The organism is Prevotella sp. E13-17, assembly GCF_022024035.1.
Classification (GTDB): domain Bacteria; phylum Bacteroidota; class Bacteroidia; order Bacteroidales; family Bacteroidaceae; genus Prevotella.
Genome location: NZ_CP091787.1, coordinates 73,879 through 89,108 on the forward strand (window position 1 = coordinate 73,879; position 15,230 = coordinate 89,108).

The following is a 15,230-nucleotide window of genomic DNA, read 5'->3' on the forward strand; positions in this document are numbered from 1 at the left end:
TGTGTTCAACTGGATTACCAATCTCAATGCTTCGCTGTTTACTCAGGTGCCAGTGGTTATCAACTATCATCGTTGGATATTGACGGGCACGGAGTGGAACGGCACTCAGTATGATCCCAACTCAGAACGCCTGCTTGACAGTGCCGTGGTTCGCGGCTTCTCCCTGCGTCATGATGCGATGGGCATGAAGACCTACTATAGCACGTGGGAAAAGAACTATGTGCATAGGTATATCCACCAGCGTCCTGTGTTGAGCGAAGGTGGTTGGGTGAAGGCCTCACACGGGAACAGTCCGATGAACAACGATGGTTATGCCGACTGGGCAGATGTGCGTCTAGGTGAGTTTATTGATGCGCAGGATGCTCATGCCAACATGATGGACTTCCGCTACAACTCCAACATCACGAGTGGTGAGACCTATTCTTGGTTTAATGATGCTTTCTATCTGGTGAAACGCTTTATGCGCGAGGGTGGCTATCATCTCTATCCTAAGACAGTCACTGTGCCTTCGATGATGCCCTCAAGCGGACATGTAACCTTGTCGTCGGTATGGGCTAATAGTGGTTGGGGCTATTGTCCGACCAATATTCCACAGTGGAACCAGAAATATAAGGTTGCTTATGCGCTGTTGCAGGGAAACACGGTGAGGAATATCTTCGTAGCAGAGAATAGTGACCTCTCGACCATTGTGCAGAATGATGATCAAAGCTTCTCTACACAGTTCTCACTGACAGGCGTTCAGCCAGGAAACTATACCTGGGCAGTAGGACTGATAGACAAGACGAACAACAATGCCATAGGTCTTGATGTCTCTGTAGCAGATGTGTATAAGAGCAATGGATGGGTGCTGCTCAACAATGTTGTAGTTACTTCGGTAAGCAGTGGCATCAATAGTATAGCTGATATAAAACAAGGGATTTCTGTTCCCAATCAGTGCTATAATCTCTTAGGTCAGCGTGTCTCAAGAGATACGAAAGGACTCGTGATTGTGAATAACAAGAAACTATTCAGAAAATAGAAATAAGGATATGATGAAATCTTTATTAACTACATTCCTTTTGGCTGCTTGTGCACTCAGCGCATCAGCCAGCGACTACTATGTCAGTCCTGCAGGAGCCGGAACAAAAGATGGTTCCAGTTGGGAGAATGCATGGAGTATAGATGAGTTACAGACTAACTTTAATTCAACCAATGCATCAAGTTTTGCAAACGGAGATAACGTATATTTTGCCGGAGGAACTTATATGCCGACATCGTCTCTCTATGTGAAGATGGGTATAAACCTCATTGGATCAGAAGGTGCTGAGCGTACCGTATTCAACGGTGATGCTAATGGTGATGGAGATGTTAACGATGGTGACCGCGACCGTGTATTCCAGATAAATACGGCAGTTGCTGCAGGAACAACCGATAAATGCGTTTCCATTACAAATATTGATTTTGAAGGCTTGTATATTGCACAGGGCGGTAACGACACGAAAGGTGCAATCTACTTGGATAACTGTGGCGCCCTGGTGACCGTTAGCAAATGCAACTTTAAAAACCTTATTAATAGTGGTCAGGGTGCCAATGCCTTCTTCTCAAAGCGTTCATCGCTGAAAGTCGTGGATTGTATCTTTACCAATAATAAAGCAGCCAACCGTGGTGTGGTAGCTCGTCTGCAAAGTGATAACAAAACAAAGGGATGGACGACATTTGAGCATTGCTTATTTGCTAATAATGAGACGACAGGTGCAACAAATGACCCTTGTGGATTGGTAATGATGCAGCATGGTCAGGAGTTGACACTCAATAGCTGTACTTTTGTAGATAACACCATAAAGGGAAATGGTGCAAGCATTTACAATGCCACGGAACCAAATGCGACATACGCCCGTGTTCTTAATGTGACAAACTGCCTTTTCTATAATAACACTTCGGCTGATAACCAGAATGTTCTTGGCAATTCTGTATCAACGGTTACAAACTCTGTGGTTCATGATGACGCTACAAGTGCTGCCATAAACATTACTTCTGTAGGTGTAGGTACATATTACCTTGGTCTTCCTTTTACAATGCCTGCAGGATTAATGGGAAAAACTTTCAGTAGTGATAATGCTGGTGTATTGACCATTGGAGAAACCTATACCGCTGGTGATATTGTTCCTGCTGGGACCGCTCTGTTGGTTGAAGGTACAGAAGGCGTGTATGACCCTGTTGTTGCGGTTTCGGATGAGGCTGCTCCCACCAACTTATTGAAGGGTTCTGACGTTGCAGAGACGACAACAGGCGATGGTAAGCATTACAAGTTGGCCAATGGCGAAAGCGGATTGGGATTCTACTATGCTGAGGCTGGTGGTGCTGCCTTTATGAACAAGGCACATAGAGCCTATCTGGTGCTGGGTGGTTCTGAAGCCCGCTCGTTTGTATCATTCGAGAATGAGGCAGCAAGTGTGAAAGGCTTGCAGAATAGTGGCACGAAGCGTAGTGGCAAGTTCATAGAGAATGGTCGAATTGTCATGATGAAGAATGGTATTAAATACAATGTCGTAGGCCAGAAACTATAATTACCTTAATTTATACATATACGATTATGAGTAAAAAGACATATATACCCTGTAGTGTCAAAGTGATGAAGATAGAATGTACCAGCATGATAGCTGCCAGCTATTTCAATGTAGTGACTACTTCGGAGCAATTGTCCAGAACTTGTGATTTCGAGGAAGAGGAACTGGAAGAGGGCAATGGCTGGTGTAACTATAAGGGCGTTTTTGCTGAAGATGAATAGGTTGACAATAAAAGGATTATTTTTCGTGCTTCTCCTGCTGATGTCTGTCACTATGATGGCAGAAACGCAGGAGAAGCGTTTCTCTGTGATGGGTATGGGTGATTCGATCACAGAAGGTGGCGATGAGTTCAACTCATACCTCTATCCATTATGGCAGTTGTTCCAGAGAAAGGGTTATGAGGTGGACTTCATTGGTCCGCGAGAGCGAATGACGCCAGCGGGAGTTTTGCGTCATTGTGGCTTTAGTGGCAAACCTGTTGAGTATATTGAGGCGCGAGTGGATAGTCTTTATCGCTTGTATCCTGCAGATATCGTTCTGCTGCATGCCGGACATAATCATTTCGCTGATCAACAACCTGTGGACGGAATGATAAAGGCCTATCAGCATATCATCAGTACGATTCATACGATTAACCCCGAGGCATTGGTGTTCATTGCACAGGTGACACCTAGTGGGAAGCTACCTAAATACAGTTATATCCCAGAACTAAACAGACGTATTGCCGAGATGGTGACAGGTGGTGCCGACAAGCATCTGTTCCTGGTTGACATGGCAACAGGACATGATTGGCGAACAATGACTATTCACGACCGTGTTCACCCTAATCAGAAGGGAGCCAAGAGGATGGCAAAACGATGGTTTAAGGCTATCAAGAAAGGGCTGAAAAGCATGAAGGAAAGAAAAAAATAAATTTTATGCAGAAGAGTACTATATATTTTTATTATTTTTGCGTCATGATTAGTAGAAAACCCTGAACAATGGCTGAGACAGACCGAGAACTAATCCTCATCTCGAAGGGAAACGAACTGGCCCTTCAGCACTTTATGCGAAAGCATTCCGAGCGAATGTACTTTCAGGCATATGGTATGCTTGGCGACAAGGAGAGTGCCGAGGAGGTGGTCAGTGATGTCTTTTTGGAGGTGTGGTCACACCGTAAGTCGCTGGGGGAAATAGATAATGTCAACGCTTGGCTTTCTACTATTGTTTATCACAAGGTGATCTCGCTGATGCGTAAGACCTCAAAGAAGAAGTTAGAAATAAACATTGATGACTTTCCCAACTTTGAGTTCCCTCACATGCTGACACCAATGGACAGCATGATTTCGGAAGAGGAGGTTAATTCGCTGCACGAAGCCATCGAGGGACTGCCACTGAAGTGCAAGCGTATCTTCTATATGGCGAAGATAGACCAGATGCCTTATGCGGAGATATGCAAACTGACAGGCATCACACTCGCAACGGTCAATTACCATATTGCCTACGCCATGAATGCTTTGAAGAAGAAACTGCTTGGACGAAGAGATGGTGACAGGGCCAAGGACGGGAAGATAGTCTCAATGACAGGCAATTATTAAAAACGTCAACACATACATATAATATATGACTATACAAAGAAATGATAATAACAACATAGGAAATGCCCTTTCCGACTATGCTTATGGCGATAGTCTGGAGGATCGCAAACTCAAGGCTTTCGTTGATGACGGAGTGCCTGAGGGCGTGAACCTGAGCAGGATAGAGCAACTCACCTTCCGCAAGATACACCAGAGGAAGTCGCGCCGTCGTGTCGTTTTGTCGTTGGCAGCCTCGCTGGCTGTTGTCCTTGTGATGAGTTTCAGTTTCTTTGCTTATCGCTCTTCAATGGGCGTTGACGAAGGAACGCTGATAAGTCAGGCTGCGCTGGAGTATGTTTCCATCAAGGTGCCTGTTGGTGAGAAGATGACCATTATGCTGAGCGATGGTACAAAGATTATCGCCAATTCGCGTTCAGAGGTCAGGTATCCTAAGGTCTTCAATGGTGAGCGCCGTGAGGTCTATGCCTGTGGAGAGGTGTACTTTGATGTGGCTCACGACAAGAATCATCCCTTTATTGTTAATACTGATGGCGTGAGTGTTAAGGTCCTGGGTACCAAGTTCTGTGTCAACCACTATAGTAATAATCAGACAGAGGTGGTGCTTATAGAGGGTTGTGTATCGGCAACGACAAGTAATAATGATGCCGTGACGATGCGTCCTAACCAATTGCTGCAATTGGAAAATGGCACCTTCAAGAGCCTTCGGGAGGTAGATGCTCAGGAATATGCCGGTTGGCTGAACGGGGTGCTTAGCCTACATGGTGAAGACCTGGGTATGGTGATGACTCGAATAAATGACTACTATGGTACAAACTATACTGTTGATGAAATGCATTCCGATATCCAGTTGTATGGAAAACTGCTTTATCAGAAGGATGTTCGCGATGTGATAAAGTCGGTTAACGCACTGGCTGGCACCGATTTCCATTGATGGAGTCTTCTCTCGTCAAATCGATATTATACTAGAAACCAACCTTAAGACAATGAGATATAAATTATTTGCTATCTTACTGATGGCAGCATGCCATACGCTTCAAGCCAAGATGGTTACGACCACTTTCTTGCCTGATAGCACTCGCGTTTTGCGCAACCCGCTAAACGGATGGGTGATGTATATAGGAAGAACGTGGGACGAGAACTTCTGGGACAAGATGGGGTATGACAAAATGAGTGTGGGAGACTCTGTTGTCCGTGTCTCTGACTATGCCAATACGTGCTATGTGCGTACCTCTTGGAGCTCTTTGGAGCCTGAGGAGGGACAATATGCTTGGCAGAATCCTGATTCCCGCATTAGCAGGCTCTTCCAAAGTGTGTTGGATCGCAACATGAAACTGGCCTTCCGTATTGTGGTGGATAGTCGTGACCAAGGACAGAATACGCCGCTCTATGTGAAGGAAGCTGGTGCCTGTGGCTTCCAAGACCCCAACAACCCTTCTGTTTGGTCGCCTTATCCCGATGATCCTGTGTTTCAAGAGAAATATGCCAAGTTCTTGAAAGCGCTTGCTACTGCTTTCAATGATCCTGACAAGGTGGACTTTATCGATGCCTATGGACTTGGAAAATGGGGCGAGGCTCATGGCGTGAAATATGGTGACTATAGTAATAAGGAAAAGGTGTTCAACTGGATTACCGACCTTTACACGAAGACCTTCACGAAGATTCCCCTGATTATCAACTATCATCGGTTGGTAGGCGACACGATTAGCTGGTCGGCACCTCACGAGCGTAGTCAGGCATTGCTCGAGGGTGCTATCAATAAAGGCTATAGTCTGCGCCACGATGCGTTTGGTATGACTGGCTATTATGAAAAGTGGGAAAAGGACTTTGCTGAGAAATGGAACTTCCGTCGCCCCATTATCATGGAGGGAGGCTGGATAACAGGTGCTCATCACCGCTACTGGCGTGATCCTAGCGGAAAGTATCGTGAGGGACATCCTGAGGATGTGCGCTTGGGAGAGTATCTGGATGCGAAGGAAGCCCATGTGAACATGATGGACTTGCGCGTGAATGACGAGACTCGTTCGTGGTTTGCCACCTCTTTCGATTTGGTTAAACGCTTTGTGGCAGAAGGGGGCTATCGACTCTATCCCTCGTCAGTTACTGTACCAGACAGGGTGAAAGCCGGCGCTAAGGATGTAACAATCAGTTCCGTTTGGACCAATATGGGATGGGGCTACTGTCCTACCAATATCCCACAATGGAACCAGAAATACAAGGTTGCCTATGCCCTGTTGCAGGACGGTGAAGTAAAAGCGGTACTTCTCGATGAGAAAAGTAACCTTTCTCTATGGGAAAAGGGGCACTTTTCTACCAGTAAAGTAACGCTTTGCTCCAAGGAACTGAAAAAGGGCGTGTATCAATGGGCTGTGGCACTGGTCGATGTGACTAAAGAAAACAGGCCTGCTCTTGAGATAGCTGTTGATAAAAGTCTGCTCCACAATGGCTGGCTAATATTAAACAATGTGAGTATTCATTAATCTAAACATAAACTATTAATATTATTATTGTATGAGAACACTCAGAATCAAATCCCTATGTCGTCAGCGATTGGCAGCGTTGGTTGTGTTGTCAGCTCTGACTATCGCATCTCCGATGTGGGCAGGCGTTATCACGCTGAACCATGCAAACGGGATGTATATACTGAAGGCTGAGAAAACAACAATCAAGTCTGTCTTTAAGTATATCGAAGCACAGGGTAAGTATGTATTTGTTTACGATCAGGCTGTGGAAAAACGCCTGAGTGAACAAGTGACTATTGAGTTGCAGGGACGCAGCATTGAGAAGATTCTTGCAGATCTGTGTGCCACTGCCTCTTTGTCCTACACTATTAACGGAAAGCAAATCGTCATTGCAAGTGCCAAGAAGGCAAAGACTTCTGGCAAGGCAGCGAATGATGATAAGCCTCGCACTGTGACAGGACACATCGTGGACCAGAGCGGTGAGCCGCTCATGGGTGCCACGGTGAAGATCAAAGGAAGCAGTAAGGGAACCATCAGTGATATGGATGGTAACTATACGATTGAGTGTGGAAAGGATGATGTCATAGAGGTAAGCTATATGGGATTCAACACCCAGGAAGTGAAAATAGCTGCCAGTGGCAAATACGATATAACCTTGGTTGAGACCAGCAACAGTCTTGAAGAACTGGTTGTCATTGGTTATGGTACGGTGAAGAAAAAGGATCTTACTGGTGCTGTGAGTGCTGTGAAGGGTGAAGACTTGGTGGCAAGACACAATACTCAGTTGTCCAACGCCTTGCAGGGTTCGCTCTCTGGTATCATGGTAAGACGAAACAGTGGCGCTCCTGGCAGTGGCGCCAGCAGTATCCATGTGCGTGGTGTCACCACCATGGGCGACTCGTCACCACTTGTTATTGTCGATGGCGTGGAAGGTTCGCTGGATAATGTTAATTCAAACGATGTAGAGAACATCACCGTGTTAAAAGATGCTGCTGCTGCCAGTATCTATGGTGCCAAGGCTGCTGCAGGTGTTATCCTTGTAACCACTAAGCGTGGTCAGGATGTGGGCAAGCTGTCGTTGCACTATACTGGTGAGCTGGGTCTTGAGATCCCAACCACACAGCCAAGCATGGTGGGTGTGACTCGCTATTTGGAGATGAACAATGAGTTGCAGTATAATGATAATCCTTCAGGCGGACTGTTTCAGGTATATACGGCAGACCAGACAAAGAACTGGATGCGCTATCATGAAACCAACCCAGACCAGTATCCTGTTACGGACTGGCAGGGATTGATGTTGAAGTCCAGTGCACCTCGTAGCTCGCACAATCTGACCATGACAGGTGGTAATAAGGTGGTACGCTCTGTGGTCACATTGTCATACGATGATGTTGACGGATTGTATGATGGTCGTGGTTTCAAGCGCTATATGATGCGTGCCAACAACGACTTCACCATCAATAAATGGTTGACTACCAGCATTGACTTCAGTCTGCGCCATGCAAAGAGTGACAATACCGTTTACGATCCCTTTAGTGACATGCGTAAGATGCCTGCCATCTATCCTGCAACATGGGAAGACGGACGTCTGGCTTCTGGAAAGAGTGGTGCTAACCCTTATGGTTTGCTGACTGAGGGTGGCTACTCACATAATAGCAGTACTCAGTTTCAGGGTAAGGGAAGCATTACCATTAAACCTTTCGATGGCTTTTCACTGCAAGCCATTGTTTCGCCCTATCTGAACTATAGCAAAGGAAAAACCTTCAAACTGGCTTGTGGCTATACTCTGGTCGACGACCCCAATACCTTTGGGGGTTACTTTGATGCCGGTTCTATCTATGCAACCAACAAACTGACAGAATCACGTAATGAGAGTTGGCGCGTAACATCTCAGATTATTGCCAACTATATGAAATCCTTTGGAGACCACAGCCTGACCTTGATGGCAGGTTATGAGAACTACTCTACAGAGTCGGAGAGCCTTAGTGCAGCACGCGACCAGTATGAGTTGACAGGCTATCCCTATCTGAACATTGGTCCAGAAGACTTCAAGGATAACAGCGGTACTGGTTCTGAGTATGTATCAAACTCATTCTTCGGACGTGTACTTTATTCTTATGCCGACCGTTATCTGTTCCAGGCTAATGTGCGTCATGATGGATCTTCTCGTTTTGCCAAGGACTATCGTTGGGGAACATTCCCTTCGTTCTCGGCTGGTTGGGTGATGACCCAAGAGCCTTTCATGAAGAAAATCACAAATCAAGGTTATCTCTCACACTTGAAGTTGCGTGCTTCATGGGGTATGCTGGGTAATGAGCGCATAGGCAGTAACTACTTCCCCTACATGGCTCTGATGTCGTTTGGTAACTCTTTCTTCTATATGGCCGATGGCTCTGTGGTTTCAGGAAAGACAGCTCGTCCGTCGGTATTGCCTGTTGAGGACATCACATGGGAGACCACCACTTCTACCGACTTAGGTCTTGATGCCCATTTCCTGAACGGTCGTCTGCGTTTCACCTTCGACTATTATTGGAAGCAGACACGCGATATGCTGTTGGCTATCCAGATTCCTTATACCATGGGTTACAACGATCCTAATACCAATGCTGGTAAGATGTCAACAAAGGGATGGGATCTGGATATCACATGGAACGACCATATTGCTGATCTCAAATACCATGTAACTATAAATCTCTCTGATTTCAAGTCGCGTATTGACTACCTGAATAACTCCGATATCATCAGTGGAGGAAAGGTAAAACGTGAAGGTGTACTCTTCAATGAGTGGTATGGCTATGTGTGTGAGGGCATCTATCAGACACAGGAAGAGGTGAACAACTCTGCACGTACGGCAACAACAGTAACTGTGGGTGACCTGAAGTACCGTGATATCAGTGGCCCTGACGGTGTGCCCGATGGAAAAATATCGCCAGAGTACGACCGTGTTCCCCTTGGCAACTCACTGCCTCGCTATCAGTTTGGCGTACAGTTAGGTGCTGAATGGAAGGGATTTGACCTGAATATGGCCTTCCAGGGTGTAGGTAAGCAGAACTCATACTTAGAGACTGCCATGGTGCAGCCCTTGCGCGATAACTATGGTAACATCCCCTCAATCATAGAGGGCAACTACTGGAGTCCGCTGAATAGTGCGGAAGAGAACGCGTCAGCCTTCTATCCCCGTTTGAGTAGTGTGTCGAAGAGTAATAACTATGCCACTTCAGACCACTGGATCTTCAATGGTGCTTATCTGCGAATGAAAAACCTCTCGCTGGGTTATACACTCCCTAAGAAGTGGATGGATGCCCTCACGATAGAGAAAGTGAGAGTCTATGCAAGTGCTTCAGACCTCTTCTGCATCAGCAATTTCCCCAAAGGGTGGGACCCTGAAATGGGCGTTAGCTCTTATCCTATTACCACATCACTGCTCTTTGGCATACAAGTCAATTTCTAAACATACCATTCTATGAAAGTAAAAAATTCAATTATCATAGCCGCCCTGTTGGCATTCACAGCATGTGAGGATATGGACCTTGTCCCCAAGTCACAGGGTAATACCGCAGCTTGGTATACTACCGAGAATGAACTCGAGATGGCAACCAACGAATTCTATATCCTGGGCTATTGGCAGGAGCCCCTTAACTCCTCTGAGCAATGGTCTGACAATACAACCTACCGTTTGCAAAACCGTAACCCAGGTAGTAATGGCTGTGTGCTCGACGCTACACTCAACGGACAGCAGTATGAGGTATATACTCTTTGGAACCAGAGCTATAAGCTGATAGCTCGCTGCAACACGTTGCTTGAGAATATTCACAAGGCTACTTGCGACGAGAAGACACGCAACCGCTATGCCGGTGAGGCATACTTCTGCCGTGCATGTAAATACGCCGACTTGACCTTCTTCTATGGAGATGTGCCTTACATGGATGAGACAAAGACCATCTCAGAGGCAGAGAGCATGGGACGCATGGATAAGAATGAGGTTAAGCAGAAGACTTATGATGATTTTGACAAGGCTATCGAGTACTTGCCTGAGAGCTACTCCCAGAATTCAACCATTCATGCTACCAAGGGAGCAGCGCTGGCTATGAAGGCTCGTTATGCACTCTATATGCACGACTATGACATTGCAGAGAAGGCTGCTGCTCAGTGTATTGCCTTGAATCAGTACTCTCTCTATCCCAGCTTCTCGGATCTGTTCAAACAGCAGACCAAGAATGTGCCAGAGAAGATCTTTGTTCTTCCACGTTCTATAGAGAATGATGTGGTTCTGGACTCATGGATTGTTAAGAACGCACTGCCACGTAACGCAGGAGGCTATGGCTCTTATAACCCCTCATGGGATTTGCTCGCTGCTTTCCTCTGTACCGATGGAAAGCCTATCGACGAGTCGCCACTATTCGATCCTCACAACCCATTCCAGAACCGTGACCCCCGATGTGCAATGACCATTGTTGAGTTTGGCACTAATCATTGCGGATATGAGTTCAATCCAAGTCCTGCTGCCACGCAGATCATGAACTATACTACAGGTAAACTGCAGTCAAATCAGGATACACGTATTGTGGCTCAATACACTTCTTACAATGGCTTGTTGTGGAAGAAAGGCATCGATGCTACTTGGATGGACAACGGACTGAAGGTAGAGCAAGACTATGTGATTATGCGCTATGCAGACCTGCTGCTGATTTATGCAGAGGCGCTGATAGAGCAGAATAAAGACCTGGATGTTGCTGCCGATTGTATTAATCAGGTAAGAGCACGTGCCTATGGTGTCAACAAGAGCGAGACAACGGCATATCCTGCCGTAAGTGCTGTCAGCCAGTCGCAGATGCGCTATGAGGTTCGCATAGAGCGCCGCATGGAGATGGCTATGGAGAACCAGCGTCTGCAGGACTTGATGAGATGGAATCTGGCAGAGAAGGCACTCAATGGTTATAACTATATCTTGCTCATGGATCCCAATGCTGTGCTGACAAATGTGGTCAACAAGGGCAACTGGTTCTGGGGCATGACTCCTATGATTGATGAAGATGGACTGGCAGACTTCTCTGCTCTGTTCAAGGCTGGTCTATGTACAACGGGTGCAGAGCGTAAGTTCCCTGCTCGTCAGATGTTGTGGCCTATTCCTACACACGATATGGAACTCTGTCCAGCACTTACAAACAACGAAGGTTATTAATAGTCTAACTTGAAGAGTATATGAATAAGAACATAATGAAATATGCAAAGATGCTAGGTTCGGCAGTCTTGGTCCTGTTGTTGGCATCTTGCGATCAGGAGATTGACAACTGGTTGTCGCGAAATCATTCAGACATGCAGTTCTCCGATATACCAGAATATATTAAACTGGACGAAGACCACCCTGATGATGTTGCATTGAATTTCAGTTGGTGCGCCGCACATGATTATGGTAATGATTACATTACCGTCTATAAATATCAATTCTCTGTTGATGGCAGTGCTGCTGAGGATATTGTGGAATATGAGGATGACGGAAAGTTCTCGCGTTCCTATACCAATGCAGAGATGCAGCAGATGCTGGTGGAACACTTCGGACAGATGACAAGTTCTCCTTGCAAGGTCATCATAACGGTGACGGCTTCTTTCGAAGGTCCGCAGATGAAGGTGCCCGATGTATCGACTGCTTCATTCACGGTGAAGACCTATGGTCCTAAGCAGTTCCTGGCTGATCAGCTCTTTGTAGATGGTACGGCTGTAGCCGATGGTCGTGCAGAACTCAGTAAGAGTGATGACGATATGGTCTATACAGGTACGATGCACCTCAAGCCTGGTAAGATCAACTTCCCTGTTATCTATGCCGACGAGCAGAATGCGGTCGGTCCGCTGAATGCTGATGAGGCTATCACAACAGGCGATATGCCATGTGTGATTACTGATGAGGCAAAGGCTAATAGCTGGGTCATCACAGAAGAGGATAACTATCGCGTTAACATCAATCTGCGTGCGAAGACGGTTCGTATTCTGGCTGCAGGCGCCCTTGTGGAGGCCGATCAGATGTTCTTGGCAGGTAGTGCAACTGGTGGTGAACAGATAGAGGTTCAGCAGACACTTGAGAATGAGAATCTATACGCATGGCGTGGCGAGTTGAAGGCTGGTCAGCTTTACATACCTTTGACATTCAATGATGCTCAGGAGATGTCGATTGTTCCACAGGAGGCAGACAATCATGCAATCGCTGATGGCACCTCAGCTTCGTTTGCCCTGGCTCAGACCACCAAGACAAACCAGCGCTATTGGACCATTCCTGCTGATGGCACATACCGCATTGTCATCAACGTAGCGGAGAAGACCATCATCATCTATTCTCCTGCCACAGACTTGAAGAACAAGACCGTGTCATATAACAACACGTCAATAGGCAAGAACTCATATACACAGGAGGTTGTCAAACTCTGGATGTGGGGCTCATTCAACAGTTTTGCCTACGACGCTGGTTCGGCAGAAAACTGTGATGATAAGGAAGTGAACATTGCTGTTGGTTTCCAAGAGGCCTATACGCTGAAACAGAGCTTGGCTAATCCTAATGTGTTCGTTTATAAAGGTGCTGTTCTGCCACGTGAGACAGCGACTATTGGCAGCGACAATCCAAAGGGTGCCGTGAAGTTCTGTGTCTCTAACCATCATAATAATGTATATGCCTATGGTTCTACTGCTGACGCCAAGCGTAACGATCATAATGGCTTTGTAGAGGTTACGGACAGTACCCCACAGGGACTGGTAGAGGGTCAGGGTGACAACCGTTATGCCTTCTTCCTGCTGCCTGAGAACTGCAACTTTGTTGTTGTTGACATTGAGAAGCTCACCGTTACATTTGCAACTAAGTAAAAAAACAAGATGATGAACAATATATTATTCAGTAAATATACGCTCATCGTAGGCGTATTAATGTCTCTGATGCCCGTTCTCGGAACTTCGTGTTCCGAGGATGAGCAACAGGAAACAGCTACCGTAGATTGGAATATCAGTGGTAACGAGATAGTAAACTTCAAACCCGAACGTTATAAGATTCAGAAAGAGAATCCCATGCAGGGATGGGTTATCTATGCCGGTATTGGCGATGGCATGATGGATAATTTCTGGGAACTGTATGATAACTTTGAATCGGCCGAGGGTAAGGTGAAGGTCTCTGACTACGGAACAACGCTGTATATGCGTGGTGCCTGGTCGCAGTTCAATCCCGAGGAAGGAAAGTATATCTGGCAGGATGATGTGGATACAGCTCCTGCTCGTAGATTCCGTATGCTCATGAAGGGCGCAAAGGAACGTGGACTGAAGATTGCCTGGACCTTTGTGACAGACTCACGCGACAAGCACGAGAACTTCTCGCCGGAGTATGTAAGGGAAGCTGGAGCAAAATATTTTGAGACAACTACAGGTAGTTTCAAGGGGTGGACACCTTATCCTGATGATCCTATTTTTCAGGAGAAATACGGAAAGTTCCTGCGCGACTTTGCTGCCAAATACGATGACCCGGAGGTTACACAGTTCGTTAGTGGTTTCGGACTCGGAAAGTGGGGTGAAACCCATACGCTTGTTTACTCTACCGGTGATGCTTCTCCCCGTGAGGCAGTCTTTGAGTGGATTACCGACCTCATGGTCGATGCTTTCAAGCGTGTGCCTATCATGATCAACTACCACCGTTGTCTGCTTAACACCAATGAGACGGCTGATAATGGTTTGGAGAAGTCAGAGGAACTGATTGATCGTGCGGTAAAGAAGGGTTTTTGCTTGCGTCATGATGCCTTTGGTATGAAGAATTACTATAAGGCATGGGAACGTGGCATCGCTGCAAAATATCGTTATCAGACACCTTTCGTCATGGAAGGTGGTTGGGTAGAGTCTTCTCATGGAAACTCTATCAAGGGTGATGGCTATAATAACTTTGCTGAGGTACGACAGGGTGAGTTTAACGAGGGTAAAGGTGCCAATGTAAATATGATGGACCTTCGTTTCTCGTCAAATGTTAATACTGGTGAGACACACTCTTGGTTTAACACCGCATTTAATCTGGTCAAGGAGTTCATTGCCGAGGGTGGTTATCGTCTGTATGCCGATAAGATTTCAGTACCCACATCAGCTAATTCAGGTAGAAAGGTATCTATTGTGCATCGCTGGTCAAACTTGGGATGGGGCTATTGTCCTACTAATATCCCACAGTGGAATCAAAAGTACAAGGTATGCTTTGCTCTCCTTGACGCACAGGAAAAACCGGTTTATCAGTTTGTTGATGACAATCCGCAGATCAACGAATGGGTAAAGGGAACACCCCATACCTATAAGACAGATATCACCCTGAGCAATGTTGCTGCAGGTAAATACACATGGGCCGTTGGTTTGGTTGATACACAGAAGGATAATGAGATAGGTATCCGTATATCGGCCCGTGATGAGGTGCTGACCTCTGATGGCTGGATGAAGATAGCGGATGTGACCGTGAAGTAATTGTTATTTGAAAGGTTTTGTATGGTCAAACCTGCAGTTTCGGAGTGCCAAACTTCAACTGTAGGCTTGACATACAATTTAAATTGCCGACCAAAATAAATTTAATTGTACGGCAAAATAAATTATATTGCTGAGCAAAATAATCTAAATGGTTATATCAAGGCATAGCTTTGACCACATGA

The 15,230-nt window shown here is 46.1% G+C and carries 10 protein-coding genes; all 10 read left to right on the forward strand.

Annotated elements, in window-relative coordinates; genetic code table 11:
• Positions 1–1,028: 1,028 nt before the first annotated feature.
• The gene (locus L6472_RS00240) at positions 1,029–2,546 is read left to right on the forward strand and encodes a hypothetical protein (RefSeq protein ID WP_237806105.1); all 1,518 of its coding nucleotides are present in this window, start codon (positions 1,029–1,031) and stop codon (positions 2,544–2,546) included.
• A gap of 26 nt (positions 2,547–2,572) precedes the next feature.
• On the forward strand, positions 2,573–2,767 hold the full coding sequence (locus L6472_RS00245; RefSeq protein ID WP_237806107.1) for a hypothetical protein: 195 nt from the start codon (positions 2,573–2,575) through the stop codon (positions 2,765–2,767).
• 52 nt (positions 2,768–2,819) lie between these two features.
• Complete coding sequence (locus tag L6472_RS00250) at positions 2,820–3,458, forward strand: GDSL-type esterase/lipase family protein (RefSeq protein WP_237806109.1); 639 nt, start codon at positions 2,820–2,822, stop codon at positions 3,456–3,458.
• 68 nt (positions 3,459–3,526) lie between these two features.
• Entirely contained in the window at positions 3,527–4,123 is a 597-nt protein-coding gene (locus L6472_RS00255) for an RNA polymerase sigma factor (protein WP_237806111.1), read from the forward strand.
• A gap of 25 nt (positions 4,124–4,148) precedes the next feature.
• A complete protein-coding gene (locus tag L6472_RS00260) occupies positions 4,149–5,054 on the forward strand; it encodes a FecR family protein (protein ID WP_237806113.1) in 906 nt (301 codons plus the stop codon).
• Positions 5,055–5,106: 52 nt separating this feature from the next.
• Positions 5,107–6,600: a DUF4832 domain-containing protein gene (locus tag L6472_RS00265; RefSeq protein ID WP_237806115.1), complete on the forward strand. Its 1,494-nt coding sequence runs from the start codon at positions 5,107–5,109 to the stop codon at positions 6,598–6,600.
• 154 nt (positions 6,601–6,754) lie between these two features.
• Positions 6,755–10,033 carry a SusC/RagA family TonB-linked outer membrane protein gene (locus tag L6472_RS00270; protein WP_370640898.1) on the forward strand — a complete coding sequence of 1,093 codons (3,279 nt, stop codon included), beginning with the start codon at positions 6,755–6,757 and terminating at the stop codon, positions 10,031–10,033.
• 12 nt (positions 10,034–10,045) lie between these two features.
• Positions 10,046–11,764 carry a RagB/SusD family nutrient uptake outer membrane protein gene (locus L6472_RS00275; protein ID WP_237806119.1) on the forward strand — a complete coding sequence of 573 codons (1,719 nt, stop codon included), beginning with the start codon at positions 10,046–10,048 and terminating at the stop codon, positions 11,762–11,764.
• Positions 11,765–11,784: 20 nt separating this feature from the next.
• The gene (locus L6472_RS00280) at positions 11,785–13,431 is read left to right on the forward strand and encodes a SusE domain-containing protein (RefSeq protein ID WP_237806121.1); all 1,647 of its coding nucleotides are present in this window, start codon (positions 11,785–11,787) and stop codon (positions 13,429–13,431) included.
• A gap of 12 nt (positions 13,432–13,443) precedes the next feature.
• A complete protein-coding gene (locus L6472_RS00285; protein ID WP_370640899.1) occupies positions 13,444–15,048 on the forward strand; it encodes a DUF4832 domain-containing protein in 1,605 nt (534 codons plus the stop codon).
• Positions 15,049–15,230 lie beyond the last annotated feature (182 nt).